The organism is Burkholderia contaminans (assembly GCF_029633825.1).
Classification (GTDB): domain Bacteria; phylum Pseudomonadota; class Gammaproteobacteria; order Burkholderiales; family Burkholderiaceae; genus Burkholderia; species Burkholderia contaminans.
The window spans coordinates 767,618-786,017 of sequence record NZ_CP090642.1 but is presented as its reverse complement, the minus strand read 5'-3'; the positions used below and the strand labels follow the sequence as shown (position 1 = coordinate 786,017).

General features: G+C 65.4%; 14 protein-coding genes. 3 read left to right on the top strand and 11 right to left on the bottom strand.

Going from position 1 to position 18,400, the window contains the following annotated elements; all coding sequences use genetic code 11:
• Positions 1 to 99: 99 nt before the first annotated feature.
• Positions 100 to 648 carry a chemotaxis protein CheW gene (locus LXE91_RS35660; protein ID WP_046197097.1) on the top strand — a complete coding sequence of 183 codons (549 nt, stop codon included), beginning with the start codon at positions 100 to 102 and terminating at the stop codon, positions 646 to 648.
• Positions 645 to 1,049: a hypothetical protein gene (locus tag LXE91_RS35655; protein WP_052760063.1), complete on the top strand. Its 405-nt coding sequence runs from the start codon at positions 645 to 647 to the stop codon at positions 1,047 to 1,049. The genes LXE91_RS35660 and LXE91_RS35655 overlap by 4 nt, the downstream gene beginning before the upstream one ends.
• A 384-nt stretch (positions 1,050 to 1,433) precedes the next feature.
• Here the strand turns inward: LXE91_RS35655 and LXE91_RS35650 are convergent, their stop codons facing one another.
• The 3 genes from LXE91_RS35650 to LXE91_RS35640 form a co-directional block, all read right to left on the bottom strand.
• The gene (locus LXE91_RS35650) at positions 1,434 to 1,751 is read right to left on the bottom strand and encodes a hypothetical protein (protein ID WP_157644918.1); all 318 of its coding nucleotides are present in this window, start codon (positions 1,749 to 1,751) and stop codon (positions 1,434 to 1,436) included.
• 58 nt (positions 1,752 to 1,809) lie between these two features.
• Positions 1,810 to 3,378: a methyl-accepting chemotaxis protein gene (locus LXE91_RS35645; protein ID WP_039371761.1), complete on the bottom strand. Its 1,569-nt coding sequence runs from the start codon at positions 3,376 to 3,378 to the stop codon at positions 1,810 to 1,812.
• Positions 3,379 to 3,549: 171 nt separating this feature from the next.
• Positions 3,550 to 3,702: a hypothetical protein gene (locus tag LXE91_RS35640; protein WP_157644919.1), complete on the bottom strand. Its 153-nt coding sequence runs from the start codon at positions 3,700 to 3,702 to the stop codon at positions 3,550 to 3,552.
• 225 nt (positions 3,703 to 3,927) lie between these two features.
• Here LXE91_RS35640 and LXE91_RS35635 point away from each other — a divergent pair, with 225 nt between their 5' ends.
• A complete protein-coding gene (locus LXE91_RS35635) occupies positions 3,928 to 4,344 on the top strand; it encodes a hypothetical protein (RefSeq protein WP_052760062.1) in 417 nt (138 codons plus the stop codon).
• Here LXE91_RS35635 and LXE91_RS35630 read toward each other — a convergent pair.
• The 8 genes from LXE91_RS35630 to LXE91_RS35595 all read right to left on the bottom strand — a co-directional run bounded on the left by LXE91_RS35630 (position 4,306) and on the right by LXE91_RS35595 (position 18,391).
• Positions 4,306 to 5,241 carry an endo alpha-1,4 polygalactosaminidase gene (locus LXE91_RS35630; protein WP_223274277.1) on the bottom strand — a complete coding sequence of 312 codons (936 nt, stop codon included), beginning with the start codon at positions 5,239 to 5,241 and terminating at the stop codon, positions 4,306 to 4,308. The genes LXE91_RS35635 and LXE91_RS35630 overlap by 39 nt on opposite strands.
• 45 nt (positions 5,242 to 5,286) lie before the next feature.
• Positions 5,287 to 6,660: an exopolysaccharide Pel transporter PelG gene (gene pelG, locus LXE91_RS35625; RefSeq protein WP_039371764.1), complete on the bottom strand. Its 1,374-nt coding sequence runs from the start codon at positions 6,658 to 6,660 to the stop codon at positions 5,287 to 5,289.
• Positions 6,660 to 8,306 (bottom strand): GT4 family glycosyltransferase PelF, encoded by a 1,647-nt coding sequence (gene pelF, locus LXE91_RS35620; protein WP_039371766.1) that lies wholly within the window; start codon positions 8,304 to 8,306, stop codon positions 6,660 to 6,662. Before pelF ends, pelG begins: the two co-directional genes overlap by 1 nt.
• Positions 8,303 to 9,337 (bottom strand): tetratricopeptide repeat protein, encoded by a 1,035-nt coding sequence (locus LXE91_RS35615; RefSeq protein ID WP_052760081.1) that lies wholly within the window; start codon positions 9,335 to 9,337, stop codon positions 8,303 to 8,305. The genes pelF and LXE91_RS35615 overlap by 4 nt, the downstream gene beginning before the upstream one ends.
• A gap of 64 nt (positions 9,338 to 9,401) precedes the next feature.
• A complete protein-coding gene (locus tag LXE91_RS35610; protein WP_046197098.1) occupies positions 9,402 to 10,862 on the bottom strand; it encodes a PelD GGDEF domain-containing protein in 1,461 nt (486 codons plus the stop codon).
• 34 nt (positions 10,863 to 10,896) lie between these two features.
• A complete protein-coding gene (locus LXE91_RS35605) occupies positions 10,897 to 11,484 on the bottom strand; it encodes a hypothetical protein (protein WP_052760061.1) in 588 nt (195 codons plus the stop codon).
• 81 nt (positions 11,485 to 11,565) lie between these two features.
• Positions 11,566 to 15,699: a tetratricopeptide repeat protein gene (locus LXE91_RS35600; RefSeq protein ID WP_046197100.1), complete on the bottom strand. Its 4,134-nt coding sequence runs from the start codon at positions 15,697 to 15,699 to the stop codon at positions 11,566 to 11,568.
• Positions 15,689 to 18,391, bottom strand: a complete 2,703-nt coding sequence (locus tag LXE91_RS35595; protein ID WP_223274281.1) for a bifunctional glycoside hydrolase/polysaccharide deacetylase family protein — start codon at positions 18,389 to 18,391, stop codon at positions 15,689 to 15,691. Before LXE91_RS35595 ends, LXE91_RS35600 begins: the two co-directional genes overlap by 11 nt.
• Positions 18,392 to 18,400: the final 9 nt, after the last annotated feature.

The following is an 18,400-nucleotide window of genomic DNA, read 5'->3' as shown; positions in this document are numbered from 1 at the left end:
CGGGACGAGAACGACATCTCTCGCATGTGTGAGCGCATGCGACGGTCAACTGAAATGCCATCTGAATCGGCACGATCCAACCATCTTTTGGAGCATGACATGACGGAAGCAGTTGAAATCGCGGAGAGCACACCCGTATGCGATAGCGCCGGCGACGCGACCATGCAGGTATGCGTCGCCTTCGCGCTCGGCAACGACGAATACGGAATCGATATCCAGAGTGTCCGCGAAATTCGCCCCTATGTAGAACCGACGCCCGCCGTCGATGCGCCGCCGTTCGTCAAAGGCACGATCGACCTGCGCGGCCTCGTCATGCCGATCGTCGACCTGCGCATGAAGTTCTCGCCGGACCCGATCGGCGACACCGTACCGACCGCCATCATCGTACTCAACGGTGCAGAACAGGCGATCGGCCTGATCGTCGACTCCGTGAGCGGCGTCGTCGATGTCGATCTCTCCGCTCGCCTTCCTGCGCCGGAGGTCGGGGCCGCGACGCAAACGGAATTCATCACGGGCCTCGCCATCCACGAAGGAGACGACGGTGAGCACATGCTGGCCTTGCTCGACATCGATCGACTGATGGAAACGATCGATGTCGGCGCGCGCTGGAACCGTCCTAGCGGAGCCCGATCGACATTCCAACGATGACGAAAGTCACGCAACGGCCACCGATATGGCGGCCCATCGAGTTTTTGCCGATCCTGTTCTATCTGGTCGACGCTCAACTGGACGAAGCCCGCGCGACCTTCGACAAGCTGACCCGGCACACCGCGGAAGGACGCATGCCGGACCCTGCGATGCGCGAGCGAGTCAGGCATCACTACACAAATCAACGGAAGCTGATGCCGATTCAATACGAGCAATTCATGCGTTGGCAATGGGAAGCCACGACCGCGGAGCAACGGGACATGCTGACGCGGTTCGGTGCCCGCGCCGACCACCTCGCCGCGCTGTACGATTCGATCATCGTGTGGCTCGACGAATCGTCCCGGGCAACATCCGGCGTCAAACAGCCGAACGTCCCTTCCCAATCCATTTTGGTTGATTGACAACCATAAAACAACACCAGCTTCACCCGCGATCGACGTCTAATTTTTTGACGCCAGTGTATCGATTGATTGACACCGCTGATTTCACGCTGTCGGCAGCGCCTTGTCCGGCATAGGCCTTGACGTGGCACGTCGCTTGCATATTTCACGCGAACAAAAAGCGGTCAATGCAACGGCTCACGTAGTCGAAAGCGGGCCGGATAGTGCGGCATGCCCGCGTAAACGCCATGCATGACCACATGCGCGGAGAAATACCTAGGGTTTTCACAACAGGTGCCAAGGATGAACATGCAACCGATCGAGAGCACGCTACCCGTTTTGACGGATGCGGCCACGTTGCAATTTTCAGCGTATGGATTTGGTTGGGGATATCGTTCGTTTTCGTTATTGCGCGAGACGGTCCGCGCGTGCCTCGGCGCCCGGGATACGAGCGAACAGCAGATTCGGCTGGCCTTCGAACTGAACCGGCACCGGATCCTTCGCGCGGTCGGACCGTGCTCGGAGATGCCGTATCAAGGCGAGACAATCCCCGTTCCGGTCGAGAATCTGTAGAAGGCTTGCGCCGACATTCATCCACGCCTGGATAGCAGCGAAACGACATGCGTGCACGATGTCGTCGTCACCCGGAAGCGCGATACGGCCGGCGTTCGTTTCACCGGACATCCGGCGACAAACTGCTTCGATCCACGAAAGCATCGCCACGCGAGCGACTCGGCGCCCGTCGCATCGACTTCCGACGCAGCACCGAGATTCGAGTCCGTTAGTGCGCGAGCGCGCGTCCCACCCTGAATACCCCGACCACCTTGCGCAGCGCGGTGGCTTGCTGCGCCATCGCCTGCGCGGCCGCCGATGCCTGCTCCACGAGTGCCGCGTTCTGCTGCGTGACCGAGTCCATCTGGCCCACGGCGACGTTGACCTGCTCGATACCCGTTCCCTGTTCGTCCGAGGCCGATGCAATTTCATTCATGATGTCGGTCACTCGCCGCACAGACTGCACGATATCCGACATCGTCGCGCCCGCGCGTTCGACCTGCTGGGACCCTTGCGCCACGCTCTCCACCGAACCCGTGATGAGGTCCTTGACTTCCTTGGCCGCGTTCGCGCTGCGTTGCGCCAACGTGCGCACTTCGCCGGCCACCACCGCAAAGCCGCGCCCCTGCTCGCCCGCACGCGCGGCCTCGACTGCCGCGTTCAGCGCGAGAATGTTCGTCTGGAACGCAATCCCTTCGATTACCGTAATGATTTCGGCAACCTTGCCCGAACTGCTCGAAATGGCGCGCATGGAGTCGACCACCTGGTTCACCACTTCGCCGCCGCGCATCGCAACCTCGCAGGCGCTGCCTGCGAGCGCGTTCGCCTGCCTGGCGTTCTCCGTATTTTGACGCACCGTCGCGGTCAACTGCTCCATGCTGGCCGCCGTTTCCTCGAGTGAAGCCGCCTGCTCTTCCGTGCGCTGCGACAGATCCAGGTTGCCCTGCGCGATTTCGCCGGCCGACGTCGTGATCGATTCCGCGGTCGATTGAATTTCCGACACGATGCCGCTCAGTTGCCGCCGCATCGATTCGAGCGACGCCATCAGGCTGCCGCGATCGTTCGGCGCGACCGGCACGGGTGCTTCGAGATTGCCTTCGGCAATACGCCCGGCCACGACCGCGGCGTCGGCAGGTTCACCGCCCAGCGACCGCATGATTCCGCGCGTGATGACGGTTCCCAGCACGATCGACAGGATGACGGTGATGACGCCTGCTGCCGCGAGCGTCAACTTGGTCAACGCAGTCAAGCTCGCCACGTCCCCTGAACGCTGATCGAGCAGCGACTGCTCGGCCTCGTTCAGCTCGGCCGCCACGGCTCGATAGCGATCCATGAACTGCTTGTCGTCGCCCTGCTTGAAGTAGTCGATCAGCACATTGGCAGGCTGCGTGCCTGCATTGACGTCACGCCGCATGGCGATCAGCTTGTCGTCGACCTCCGCCACCTTCCGGTGCATGTCGCGCAGTGTCTCGAGACGACGCTGTTGCGCTGCATTGTCCGAAGTGAGGCTGCGGACGAGATCGAACGACGTGGCGAACTGCTTGAGGCCGGCCTTGTAGGGCTCCAGGAACCGGTCATCCCCCGAGGCCACGTAGCCGCGCACCCCTGTCTCCAGGTTGACCATGCTGGTCAGCATGTCGTCGTTCGCTCGCAGGACCTGGTAACTATGAATGTTCCAGCCGTTCGCCTGATTCAGCTTCAGAAAATTGACGATCGAGATCGCGCTGCCGATCAACGATATGAGTACGACGATACCGAATGCTACGCCCAGCTTCCTGCCGACTGTCATGGAGCCCATGCTCTTCCTCCGTGTATTGCTGCTTTGTCGGCACGCAAGCAAACTTACTGTAATGCACGCATTCCCCGCCTGAAGAGACATTTCGCAGGACGGTCGAATTTATCGGTCGGCTTGCCCTGACACGCAGTCGCATCAGGTGACTATTCGTCCTCGCAAACGATCGCGGGCGGATTATCTTTTTATCGGTTGCCGCAAAGAACATTGCGCATGGTGTGAATCCCTCATCGCCTCACGCAGGTCGATGCGATGCGCGGCCGCGAATACGACCGTTCTCGTCACCAGGAAAAGAGGAATCGGCAAGGAGAGCGCGGCCAGGTTCTCCATGTCGTGCCGTCTCGTACGGATTTCCATACACCCGTGTCACGATCCGTTGACACACGGGTTGCAGCACTGCCCGCAAACCCTTGACGGAACGAGCGGACCAGATGGCATGCGTATTGCGTGCATTGCGCGGTCGATGCCGGTCCAGGGCGTTCAATACCGGCTCCCGCAGCGTGATGGGCTCTCGACACAGATCGACAAAACAGTTATCCCGGCGGATTTCGAACGATGAACGACACCACGCGACAAGCGCCGACATGGCGGCCGATCCAGTTTTTGCCGACCTTCCTTTATTTGTTCGACGCCCAACTGGACGAAGCGCGTGGGATACAGGTCAAACTCATCACGCACAAAATGGAGCCGCACGCGCTGGACGGCTCGATGCTCAAACGAATCCGGCATTACTACGCGCGGCAACGAGGCACATTACCGATTCAGGACGAGCAGTTCATGCGCTGGCAAGCAGAGGCCACGACCGCGGAGCAGCGAGAAATGCTTGCTCGCGTCAGTGTGTACGCCGATGAACTCTCCGGGCTGTTCAATTCGATCATTGCGGCAATCGATGCGCTGTCTCGAGATGCGCTCGACAGCAGGAGACTGGATGCGTCAACCTCCGCCCGACCTCGCATCGCGGCATCGCCATGACGCCGTCACATCGGGGCCCATGCCGACGGTGCGCAACGCTTCGTCCGTCACGTACGGAATGAGACCCGTCGCGCGAATCTTCGCAGCGATCGTGCCGCGGCAAGCCGCATCGTCCGGCGCGCAATAGTCGATCGAGATCACCGGTATTGCGTAGCGCGCTTCAATCGCCTTTGCTTGCGCGAGCAGCCAGTCTCGATCCGCGGCAGGGACGGCGCCGTAATGCCGGTTGCGCTGATCCCAGTTGCCGAACAGCGATTCGAATGCAACCGCGGCGACCGCGTCGTGCACCTTCGGCAAGATCTCGAAGCCGCGGTTCAGGATCAGTTGCACAGTCGGGTAGCGCGATTTCACGGCGCGGATCACCGCGACCAGGCCTGCCTCCTGCTTCGCGCGTGCCGCTTCCGTCTTCGCGACGAGCTGGTACGAATCCAGCGTATCGAAAAAGAAGCCGCGGTAACCGTGCGCCCACAGCGGCGCGATCACCTGTTCGACGAAAAACGACGGCCACCCCGGCGCCGACTGATCGACGACCGCCGACGCCCATGTCGTATTACGCCCGAACAACCACTGTTTCGGCATCCTGCGCGCATAGTCACGCTCTTGCGTGACTTCGCCGACGCTCACATAGGCGAACCACGCAGGGCGTCGCACGTCTTGCGCACGTGGATCGAAGCCGCTGTCGGGTTCGACGACCGCGATATCGAACTTTTCCAGCTGGCGAACCGGCACGTCGTTGCCGTAGAAAAACGCGACGGAGTGCGGACGCATCGCGTCGGCCGGATCGCACGCGTCAGGCGACGATACGGGCTGTGCGGGCTGCGCATAACCTGCCCGCCCGCCCAGCGCGCCGATGATGACGAATGCGATGACAGCCACGGACGATGCGGTCGCCATCATCGACGGCCTGCGCGACGGACGAATGCGGAGTGAAAACATATCCCCTCAATGACGCAACATATAGGTTTCGTATTCGAGGCGGCCGAACTTGCGGTCGAGCAGCAGCACCGCCGCGACGTCGAGAATGAGCAGTGCAAGAGCAAAGCCGTAGCCGTATGCATCCGGCGTCATCCATAGCGTGATACCGGTCAGCACGCCGTTGAGCGCGACGAAGGCCGCCGACAGCGCCATGACCAGCCGGCGCGCGTCGAGATAGAAGAATACGTTCAGCAAACCCAACAGCAGCACCTGCAGACTCGCGGCGATCACGTCGACGAGCAGAAGCGGAAGGTACAGCGTCGAGATATGCAGGGCCGCCAGCAGCCAGTGACCGAATGCGACGATCAGCACCAGCACGGCAGCCTGCACCTTGATGATTTCATACAGCCCGGCGCGCACGCTGCCGACCATCATGTCGCGCATGTCGTTGATGTGCCGCAGCGTCGCACCGCTGCGCACGGCTTCGTAAAACGCATCGTAATACTCGACGAAGTCCGCCTCGATGCGCACCAGAAACGTCGCCATCCCGGGCATCACGCAAACGTACGCGATGAACACGGGAATGTCGTAGATCACCGATGCATGCAACGGCCCGATCACCTGCGCGCCCGTGCCCCGCGCATACCAGAACATGAACTTGTCGAGCCATACGCCGAGATTGAACAGCAGTCCGACGAGCGCCAGCGTCGGATACGCGAAGCGCCGGTCGAGCATGTCGAACGAGACGAAGCGATCGCTGCGGTAGTTTCGGTAGATCAACCCCGAAAGCCCGGTAAGCAGGACGAGATGCCCGGCGACGAAACCGCCGAGCAGGCCGCAGATGCCCTGCCGGTTCAGCATCAGCGCGAACGCGACCGTGCAGCCGTATCCGACCAGGAATACCGCAAGAATCTGTCGATACTGCTTCACGCTGGACAAAAATATCACCGCGATCCAGATATTGCTGACGATGACGAATCCCGCGACCATCAGCAGCCGATACAGCAGCGGCTCGCCGCGAAAACCCGCCCCCACCGCGATGAAGCCGACGCATCCCGACGCCACCGTGGCAATCAGCGCCACACCGTTATAGTTCGACAGCACGAGATCGTCGCGCTTCTCGAACAGCCGGTCGGAGATGAAGCGCGTGAACGACAATTGCAGCGGCCCGGTCAAAATCAGGCTGCACGCGATCAGGTAAGTCACCGACACCTGAAACTGGACGATCGCATATTTCGGTATCACGAACGCGACGCTCATCACGCCGATGATCAGAATTCCGAATATAGAAAGAATCAGCGGACCGGAACTGATCAGCCCCGCATACGCGTACGCGCGTGCGACGCCGAAGAGCGTCTGCTGCCGCAGGATCTTGCGCAACTCGAAGCCAATGCCTGCCATCAGCGGCCCTCGTTGCGCGAGCCGGATGCAGCCACGCCCGCACCCGCTTGATGCACCGGGCAACCGGCTTCGAACGGACGCCCGCGACGCATCCCGTCGGGGGCGATCGCGAGCGCATCGTACAACGCCCGATACCGGTCGATCATCTGTGCGCGCGTGTAGAAGCGTCGGACCCGGGAGAGGCCGGCTTGCTGCGCGGCCTGCCAGCGCTGCGCGTCGCCGAGCAGGTCGAGCGACGCCTGCGCGAACGCGGCAGGATTCGCGATCGGCACGACCGCACCGGCGGCCCCGAACGCGCGGTCGTCCTCTCCGAGCCCTTCGATCAGTTGCCGGCACGACCCGACGTCCGTCGTAATCGACGGCACGCCGGCCGCGAAGCCTTCGAGCACGACGAGCGGGAGCGCCTCGCTGATCGACGTCAGCGCGAGCACGTCGACTTTCGGCAAAATGTCGTGAATCCGCTGAAAGCCGAGAAAGCGCACCGTCGTCGCGAGCCCGAGGCTCTGCGCGAGCGCCCGGCATTCCAGCGCATACGCGGGATCCTCTTCTTCCGGCCCGACGATCCAGCCTTCGATTTCCGGCATCGTCCGCGATGCGATGAACATCGCGCGGACGAACGTCTTGATGTCCTTGATCGGCACCACACGGCCGATCAGCGCGACGATGCGGCGCGGGCCGCCGTCCCGCTTGTCCAGCAGCGGTGCGAAGCCGTCCACGTCGACGCCGTTCGGAATGTTGCGGGTCCGGGCGGCATCGGCCCCGTCAGCGATCTGACGGTGTCGATTGGCCTCATAGAGCGCGACGATCTCGTCGGCCGCGTCGTATGCGAGCTTGCCGAGCGCTTCAAAGAAACGCACCCACAGCGCGCGGAAATAGCTGATCGTCGATACGTCCCGCTCGAACGCGCCCCGGTTGTCGCGGATCCACTCGCTCTGCAGCAGATCGATCTTGCGTTCCTTGGTATAGATGCCGTGCTCGGAAACGAGCAGCGGTCGGCCCGTTCGGTAATGCAACAGCGCACCGAGAAAGCCCGCATAACCCGTCGACACGGTGTGATAGACCCGCGCCGGCGGCAGCCCGCGTGCGATCCGCGCAAGCTGCCACAGCGGCTTGTGCATGATCCGAACCGTCCAGAAGTAGTCGGTGAAGGAAGGGTCGGTGCAGTAGCGGTGATAACGCTCGACGATGAAGTCCCACGCCGCGCGGCTGGTGGAAAACTGCTGCTCGTTCAGCGGTCCGTCATCGCCGATCAGTTGGACCAGGTCGGCCATCAGTGCAGCCGGGTTCGCCGCGACGCCGTCCGCGCTCAGCCCTCGCCACGCATCGTGCAGCGCAGCCGAACGCTTGAACGCTTCGGGGTCGCCGGGAATCTGCCGTGCGCCGCCCGTATCGGCAGGCACGTCGCCATACAGATAATGGGATTCGAAGTGAACGACGTTGTCGGGCAACGCGTATGCGGCGCCATGATAGTCGTCTTCCCGGCTGCCGATGAACACGATCGCGAAACGCTTGTGCGGATATGCACGGATCATCTCGTTGACCCAACTCGATACGCCGCCTCGCACATACGGGAACGTGCCTTCGAGCAGCAGGCAGACGTCGATCGCGGTCGACGGACCGGCACGGCGGTGAATGGACGGATTCATGACGACCAGTAGCGAACGACGGGATTGAGAACGGGCAGCGCGGCCGCGTTGCCGAGCGACGCGAGCAGCTCGGCCGCACGCGAATACTCGCCGCGCAGGAACGCGGCCTCCGCAAGCCACGGCACGAGACGCTCGCGCGGAAAGCCCCATTCGAGCGCGCGGCTCATGTATTGCACTGCTGCATCCGCGTCGCCGGTCGCGAGTGCGAGGCGGCCGCGAACGAGCCACATCGCCGCGTCGCCTTCGTCGATCGCGAGCGCGGCCTGCGCGTGGCGGTCGGCCTGTTCGCGCGTGTGCCCGTGCACCGCGCCGAGCACGAGATTCTGATAGACCAGCTCGAAGTACAGCTCGGCAAGCCGGCGATGGGTCGCCTGGCGCGTTGCGTCGTCGTGGGCGGCGTCGAGCGTCTGCTGCGCGCGGAAGATGTTCTGCGCGATCTCGTTCTCGGCGCGGTCGAGCGTGCCGTATGCAATGAGCCGCACGTCTTCGAGAGGATCGGCGAGCAGATCGCGCAGCAGCGTGCCGGTCGTGCGCGTCGGCATGCTCTGGATCGCCACCAGCGCGGAAAGACGATCCGACGCGGCCACCCGCGTATTCACGAGACGCGCCTGCAGACGCGCACCGCCGCCGTGCGAGACGCGCGACACGAGATAGGTGACGAATTCGGGCAAAGGCACGTCGGCGTATGCGTCGTCGTCCTGCTTCGCGGGCCAGCAAGCCGCCCACACACCACTCGCCAGCACGACAAGGCCGCCGCCGACGGGCACGAACGTGCATGCGAGCCAGAGCGCCGCGAGCGTCCCGTTGCGCGGCGTTCGGTAACGTTGCGGCAGCAACTGCCGGTACAGCACCGCCTGCGCCGCGCCGCCTGCCACCATCGCGCCGAACACGGGCCACAGGGGGTCAACCGGCGGTGCGGGAACGGGCATCGCCGCCCCCGCCTGGGCGAACCCGCCGAACCGCGCGAGCACGGCATACTGCAGCGCCGCGACGATCGCAATGCCGACGGACGACGCGAGTGCGGCCAGCATCGACGCCGGCGGCACCCGTAACGCGTGGCGCCCCGGACTGGGCGCCCACGAACCGGATCGCAGCCTACACATGAACGCCGCTTCCCTTCAGCAGGCGCTGCAATGCCGGCCCCGGTTCGAGGCTGCCCAGATGCAGCGTATGCACGCCGATCCGCGCGCCTTCGAGATCGAGACCGAACTGCGCATCGAGGCTCGCCTCGATGCGTGCGAGATAGCCGTCGACGCCGGCCGTATCGGTTGCCGGCATCAGGTTCACGAGCACCGATTGCGTCGGCGTCCTCAGCGGCCATATGAGATCGAGCGAACGGCGCCCGCGCACCACATGCTCGAACAGCGAATCGTCCGCCTCGTCGTGCTGGAACACGAGCGCAACCAGCGACGACGCGATCCCCGACTCGCGCTGCAGGCGCGTCAGACGCGCGATGTCGAGCGCGAATTCGTACGGGCATGCCGGTACTGCCGCCACCACGTCGCGCACGCACGCCGCATGCTCGACGCCGTCCGCGTAATAGCCGAGCAGCACCAGCAGCAGTTGCAGATTGTCGAAGTTCAGCGACAGAAACGGCATGCGCTTGATCGCGAGCAACGCGATCAAGCGGCCGTCGGCGCACACGACCGGCGCGGCGACCAGCAGTGCCGTATTCGGCGCCACGTCGCTGCTGCTTTTCGGATGGGCGACGCATTTCGTCTCGAGCGCTCGGGCCACGAGGCCGTCGCGCGGATCGAAATCGAATGCATCGCCGAGCCGCGCAACCGGTTCGCACACGATTCTGGGCGAGTTCGTCGCACCTTCGACCGGATACAGCGCCGCCACCTCGATCTGACATGCCTGTGCGACGAATTCGAGCAGCGCGTGCGCACCGGGTAGCCGCACCTTGCTCGCCGCGCCCTGCGGCGGCGCATCGAATCCGTGCGCGAGCGACAGGCGGCGCAATTCGGTGATCGAATCCCGCAGCGTGGTCGGCTTCGACAGCAGATCCTTTTCCAGCCGCTCGTGCGACAGGCGCATCAGGTAGTGGCTCTTCGTGATCGCGACGAGCCGGTCGTTCAGATAGTCGTTGAGCGCGTTCGCCCGATTGGCGCGAGCGCCCCACGTGTCGCCGAAATGGCCGACGACGATCGTCTGCAGCAACCCGCCGGCGAAGCGCTGCAGCGGCCACGCTTCGCCGGCCGCGGCGGGATGCAGGTGGGCGACGCATTGCCATGCACCGATCATCAGCGCGTTCGCGAGCAGTCCGAGCAGCGTCCCGTAACGCAGCGCGACGATGAACGGGCCGAACCACAGCCACGGAAAATCCGCACGCAGCAGCAGCGGATCGCTCCGGTCGAAGTGCCATGCAAGCGCAAGCACGATCAGCATGAACACGATCGTTTCCACGACCGATATCGGCCGTGCAGCGGCAGGCGCGACGAGACGGCGTACCGCGCCCAGATGACCGAACGGATTCGTCTGGCGCGACCGGAGCGACGCCGGCGCCGGGCCCTTTCCGCCGTGACGGTTGCCGGTAGCGTTCGCGGCGCTCATGGTCGTCCCCCGGTGCGGTCGTGTCGGGCGCGCATCACGAGTGCGGCCGCAACGGCGCGAGCAGGCGGCCGACCAGCGCATTCGCGACGCCGGACAGACTTGAACGGCTCCAGCCGCTGCGCGTGCCCGCCGCGCTCCAGACGACCCGGCCCGACTCGACGTCGACGAGTTCGAAGGTCAGGCCCGCGACCGGCTCGCCGTCGACCCCCACCTTGTAGCGCCACTCCTCGACGGCGCCGGCCAGCACGTACTTCACGCGATGCTCGCGCGCCCACGCGAGCCGACGCTCGCCCGTGTCGCGCTGCGCGGTGTCGAACATCGCGTTGCCATCGGCGTCGGCCGGCGCGAGACGCACGTCGGCCAGCCCGTTCGCGCGCAATACGGTCGCCGCGAGCGCCGCGGCGCTCCCGCCCGCCGCGGGCGTTTCGGTGAAGTTCGCAATCGGCCCGATCGCCACCGCATCGCTGGCCGCGAGCGTCGGCGCCGCGGTCTGTCGCATCGAGCCGCAGCCGGCGAGCACCGCCGTCGACAGCGCGATCGCCGCGCCCCAGCGGACGAGCCGGGCCGCCTTCGCGCAGCGCAACCATCCGAACCGTACAGCCGCTTCGTTCATTTCATTCATCGAACCACTCCCTACTCACTTCGTCGTATGCATCATCGTGCGCATCGTTCCGTTCGCGCCGCGCCACGATGGAAACCGGAATCAATAAAGCCAGCGGTACTGCGCGCCGACCACCGTCACAGGTGTGCCGAGGCGTGATACACGCTGGTGCTCGATGAACAATGCCGCGTGATCCCCGCCGAGCACCGAACCCGCGATGCCGGCATCGATGGTAGCTCCGTTGCCCTGGATCGAATCGTGCACGACGCCGACCTCGAGAAACGGCCGCCACCGATGCGTGTACCGCTCGCGCAGATCGGCCCCGAATCCCGCGAACAATCCGTATTGCGTGTACGTGGCCGGCACGAAGTTTCCTGCGGAGGCCGAGCGGCTCGCGGCGGGCAGAAGCGACGAAATCAGCGCGTCCGCCCGCCCTCCCGCACCATAATCGCCATGCGTGCCGACGACGCGGATCGTATAGTCCGGGTACGCCGTCCGAATTCGATAGCTCACCTGCGCGGTCGACAGCACGCCGCTACCGAGATAGGTGCGCGCCTGGCTGTAGAAGCGGTCCATCTCGACACGGCCGGACACCGTCACGCGTTCGTTCGCCTGCCAGCTTCCATCGGCGATCAGGTTGTCCTTCATCCCGCCGATCCGCAACGTCGGCAGTTCATCGGCGACCTGATCGCGGCCCGCACGTATGCCGAACCGCAGCGGTCCGTTGCGTCCGAATTCCGCGCCCAGTCCGATCGTATAGAAGGCGTCGAGTCCTTCGCGGCGGCCCGCACTCACCGTGAACGCGTCGTCACGCGCCTGCCGCCCGGCATGGACGACCAGCGAGCGGTCCGCCGAGGGCACGTCGACCAGTTGCGACGCGTCCGTCGATCGCTGGAGGTCCAGCGCGGCGGTCATGCCGATCAGGTAATGCCCGGCGATCCGGCGGCTTGCCGCGATCGTCTGCTCGCTGTAGTCGAGCGGACGTTCCGCGTAGCGCGTCATGCTCGCGTCGAGCGACTGCGGCCGCTCGAGCGCGGTTTCGACGAAGCGCCGGTGCATTTCACTGTCGTCGGGCGCGCCATCGAGGCCGTCGAACGCGAGCGCTTGCGCTTGCGCCGGACGGTCGACGGCTTGGGCCGCATCGATCCGGTCGTAGCGCGGCAGGTGCACGCCCTGATCGAGCAGACGCTCCATCGTTCCGATGTCGCCGTCGGCAAGCGCGACGGTCAATTGCGCGGACGCCGGCCGTGCGAACAGGTTCGCCGCCTGCAACGCGAGCCACCGCTTCGCAAGCGGATTCGCCTCGTGCGACAGCGCCCATGTAATCGCCACCTCCTGCGCGACCGCGGCGTACGCACGGCGGTCTTTTTCCAGCATGTCCTGCATCGATTTCGTGTGGCCCCGCGCCGACGATTGAAGCGGCGAAAGACCGCGTGCATCGCCGAGCAAGGTACGGCGTTCGCTGATGAAATCGGCCGCCGCCGAGCCGTCCTTCAGGAGTTCGTCGAGCAGCGCGACCGCGTGGTCGGCGTTCGAATATTGCGCAGCCAGATCGACGCCGCGGCTGCGCAGCTCCAGGCGCGTCTCGATGTCCTGCGATGTACGCGCCGGAACACCGCGCTGCATGGGTTGCGCGGCTTGCCGCTCGTGCGTCGTTCGTCGCGACGACGAGGACGGTGCATCCCGTTCCTGCGGCGTCTGCCGCACCTGCGTCCGGCCGAATGCGCCGATCTGCAGCCACACCTTGCGACGAATCGACCACGCGAGATCCGGACGTCCTGCCATTTCCTGCGCATCGGCATACGTGAGCAGCCACAGCGGATCGTGCGACATCATCACGGCCTGACGACGCAGATATTCGAGCGCATCGACGGGCCGGTTCAGGCGCAGTTGGGCCGCGGCATACGGTCCCCACAGCGGCGCGTCAGCCGAAGCCTTGTCGCGCCAGCGGTCGAGCGCCGCGCGTAACTCGGCATTCGTGCCGTAATCGACCAGCGTCCACAGTAGCGCCGCATCCAGATCCGCCGATGCGCCCGGCAAATCGACCGCACGCCGCAGATCGTGCAACGCATCGAGCGGACGGCCCGCTTGCCGCTCGTACTCGGCACGGACGCCGAGAAAACCCGGCGACGCCTCGGCTGCCTCGCGCTCCTGCGGCGTGAGGCTCGCGAGCAACGTGTCGATGCGTTCCATCGCGCCGGCCGCGGTGTAGTAGTAAACCGCCTGCTGCAGCGCGCGCACGGTATGGTCGCGCCGGTAGTGCAGCGCCGAGATGCGGCCGGCGTCGATCGGGTACGCATCGTAGAAGTACGACATGTCGGCCAGATCGTCGGGCGTTGCCGCGTCGCTCGCCAGCAGGTGACGATACGCGTCGTGCGCCGCATCGTCGCGTTGCAGCAGGCGCGCAAGTTCGCCGTAGTTGCGCCAGAACGCCACGTCGCCGTCCTGCGCGTAACGGCTCGCGTTCGTCATTGCATCGAGCGCACCCGCGTAGTCGCCGTCGCGGTACAGGACATTGGCGGTGTGCAGCGCGTAGCGCGGATTGCGCGGCTCGCGCCGTTGCAGCCGACGGTAGATCGCGAGCGCCTCGTCGTCGTGGCCGGCGCGTTCCGCGAGCGCACCGGCGCGTTCGTCGAGCGCGTTCGCTTCGCGGCCGTGCGGCAGGCGGTCGAGGAACGCAATCGCGTCGTCCGGCCGCCCGAGGCGTTCATACGTTGCGGTGATGGAATCGACGAGCTCGAGATCGTTGGGCGTCGCCCGTGCCGCCTGCAACAAAGCGGCCAGATAGGCGTCGTCGTCGTCCAGCATCGGGGCGATGCGCCGAACGTTCCGCCAGCCGACGGGGTCGCCCGTTTGTCGCGCATAGTCGAGCCACGACTTCAGCGCGAGCTGCGACGCCCCGTTCCACTCGGCCACCTGCGCCAAGCGCTCGCGCCAAAGCGCCGAATGCGGTTCCTTGGCGAGCTGCGCAAGCGCGACTTTCTGCGCATTGGCGGGATCGGCGGATTCCAGAAACGACTGATAGAGGAGATCAGCAACGTCGGACCTGTCGGCAGGGGGCGGCGATGGAAGTTGCGCCGCTCCCGCGTGCTTCGATACCTGCGTCACGGCGACGAAGCGCATCATTGCATCGCGTCGTTGCAGCGAGACCTTCACGATGTGCGCCCGCGGTTGCGTCCGTGCGATGCGTTGCGCTCGGGCCGCGTCGATGAACGGGCCGTGGCCGTCCTGGCCTGCCGGGAGCTGCCACGCGACGCTACCGCGACGTGCACGGCCCCAGACCATCGGACCGTCCAGATACGCATACGCCCGCAGCGTCGAACCCAACCGGCGAACCGCCGGCATCGTGAGCACGCGCCCCGCACGCCTGCTCCGATAGGCAATTCCGCCGATCCCCGCACGCCGCGCCAACGCCTTCGCATACCGCTCGATCAGATCCGGCCGCTGCGCCGCCCGTGCGAGATCGAGCAATGCGACGAGCGTCGGCTGATCGTCGATGAACGCGTCGTTCTGGCGCTGCGCAACCGCGATTGCATCGGCGGTCAGATCGCCGGCCTGCAGCACACGAATGCCCGCGATGAAGCAGCGTCGCTGCGCGCCGAGCGTCGTCGCGTTCTGCTGACGCCGGAACCAGCTGTCGGCCGCCTCCCTGTAGTCGCCGATCTGGAGCGCGTAGCGCGACACGTATCCGTCCCACGTATCGCGATGCGCGGTGTCGCGTCGCGCGAGGCGCGCATAGAAACGCAGCGCGAGCGCGGGTGCGCCGACCGATGCCGCGGATTGCGCGAACCATTCGAGATCGCGATCGGGCCAGTCGAGCGCGACCGCGTCGGAGATCTGCCGGCGCAATGCGGCAAGCGCAGCGGAACGGCGCGGATCGTCGGCCCGCATCTCGTTCGTGCGTTGCTGCGCGATCGCAAGCTGCAGCTTCATCGCGGCCTGCCGCAGTGGCGGGGAAGCCGCCTCGTCCATTCGTTGAACGACCCGCTCCGCGTCCGCGAGCCGGCCCAGCGACACATATTGCTCACCGAGCATCGCCAGTAGCGCTTCGTCGCGCGGCCGCACCTTCAGCCACGCTTCGAGATACGCCGCACTCAGATCGCTCGGGCCGCCCACCGCGGCCATCCGCTCACGCAGCCCGCCATGCGGCGCAACCGCATAGCCGGCCAGCAGCACGACGCCTGCCAGCACCAGCACGAGCCACGGCGACGCGATACGCGGGCGCTTACCGGTCACACGCAATCTCGACCGACTGGTAGCGCATCGGCTGACGGACGTCGGCCGCCGCTTCGAAACGGAGAACCGTTCCGTCGCGCCGTGCGTCGATCGGTCGGCCCGCGATGCGCACACGGCACCGCTGCGCGTCGGCGAGTTCGACGAACGGCTGGTAGTAGCCGCCGAACTCGAACGACATCCCGTCGGCGGTACGGTGAAAATTCCGGACGAATCCGTTCGCTTGCGCGATGTACGGTGTCCCGCCCGGGCCATGCGGTTGCGCTCCGCCGCGCAAGCCGTTCTCCGTGTCGCGCTCGAACACGACACGTGCGGCGCCGTCGGCAATATGGATATAGAGGCCGTCGGGGCCACGCGCATAACCGGTCACGCCCTGCGATGCACGCAGGTCCGGCACGTCGTTGCGCGGCCAGTGCAACTCGCGCACGTCGCCGTTGCCGCGCACGACCCATGCGCCGCCGGCCATTTCACGCGCGACCACGAAACCGCGCCAGTCCAGCACCTTGTGCGTGTAATCGGTGATGTAGACGGGCAGCACCGGCTGCTTCAGCACAGTCGAGTAGATCTGGTCCAGCGCGCGCAGCGACGCGATCTTCGTGCCGCTGTACATGTGGTAGTACACGTCGATCGGTTTGAAGCGATACGGACGCTCCGTCATGTCGTAGGTTTCGAGTACCTGCGTGAAACCATAAAACGGTCCCTGCCAGTTGTTCGTGTAAACGTTCTCGTCCTGATCCGGCGCGTATACCTGGTACGCACCCGGCCCTTTGTCGACGCCGAGCGGCGCGATATGGGTCCAGCTGTTCACCGACTTGCGGATGATCGTGTCGCCGCCGTTGATGTTCTGCACGCCGGCCGCATAGGCCTTGCGCACGGCGATCGCGGGCGGCTCGCAGTCGCCCGGCCATTGCAGCACTTCGGTCCGCTTGCCCGGCGGCGCGAGACGCGAGTCGATGTAGGCGATCGAGCCGGCGATCTCGCGGTCGAGATCGAACGTGTAGCCCGGGATATCCAGCGAGAACGCCGTGTCGCCGCCGTTGCCGCGCTCGACGTTGTTCCGGTGGTCGACGCGTGCGCCCGTCGTCGCATCGAGATCGGCCATCTGGAACGGATGCGAGTACGTGTGCGAACCGATCTGAACCCATGGCAGCGCGAACATCTGCCGCGCGAGCGCCTCGAGGCGCGGCGACAGTTGCGGATACAGTCCGGTCGGCCCCACTTCGCCTTCGATGACCGATAACGTCATCGGCACCTTGTAGCGCGTGAAGATACGTCGATAGAGTGCGTCTCCCGAATAATCGGCGCCGGGGAATTCCGCCCGCGACGCATAGCCGTCGCCGTCGACGTGCGTCATGAACAGGCGCCGGCCGTTCTCGGTCGTGACGCTCGGCGACGGCATCCGCACGAGACGCAGCGCGTCGGTCACGAACGCGATCGGCTGGATCGCCCAACGCGTCTGCCCGATGCCGTTCAGCGAAACGACCGTGTACGGACTCAGCGTATAGCCGCCCCACGGCGTGATCGCGGCCGCGTCGACGTTCGTGCCGGCCGCCGCGAGCCGCAACAGCACGCGGCTGCGCGATCCGACGCGCATCCCGACGAGATCGCGCGCATCCGGCCTCGGTTCGATCTCGAAGTGCATCATCGGATCGCGTGTCACGACGCTGAGCGGCGCCGTGAACGGGCCGGACACCGGCTGCAGATCGAGTGCCGCGCCCTCTTCCTGCGCGGCGTCGAAACCGAACTGTCCCATGAAGGCGACCGGCACGTGATCCGCGATGCGTGCATCGATCCAGCGCCGCCATCTCGCGGGATCGGCGGGCTCCGTGCCCTCGATCCAGGCGACGACGCCCGCGTAACGGTCCGGTGTGATATCGGCCGGCAACGGCGCGTCGAGATCCGCGTATTCGACGTCGTAGCCGAGATAATTGAGCGGCATCGCGAGGTCGCGTACGCCGCGCGTTTCGTCCACGGGCGTATCGGCATCGCGGTTCTGTACGATCAGCACCTTGCGCGGCAGTACTTCGATCGCACCGATACCGACGACGTCACGGCCGGCGTCCGTCACGTACGGCGTCACGCCAGCCGCGACGACCTGCGCGGCCGTCGCGCGTGCACATGCCCGGTCGGCGCGCTCACAGATCTCGAGCGACAACACCGGCACGTGCGTCTCGCGCATGAAAATCCGTGCCGCGTCGACGCCTGCGGCGCGGTCCGCGGCGGCGACGTCGCGTACCGAACCCATGTCGTCACCGTCCATGAAACCGCGTACCAGCGGCGAACCGAGCACCGCGTAAAGCACATTCGCATGCGGTTGCGCCGCGCGCAGCGCATCGTTGCCGCCGACGATCAGCCGCGCGTCAGGATAGGTCGCATGAATCGTCTCGCTCGAGGCGATCGCCTCCGGCGTGTCGAGCAGGAAGCCACGATAGCCGCGCGCCCACAGCGGCTCGATGCGTTGCGAGACAAACGCAGACGGCCCAAGGGCCGAGCCCGACGCGTCATGCGGTACCCGCGCGATCCAAACGGTATGCGCGAGCGGGTGCGTCGCCGGATCGAAGCCACGAGACGGATCGAGCACAACGGCATCGAAAGCTTGCAGCAACCCGACGGGCGGCTGCGCGCCGCTGAAGAACGCGACATTCGCACGTGGCACGGCCGGTGCGGACGGAAGTGACCCGGTGTCGACAGCCATTGCGTGCAA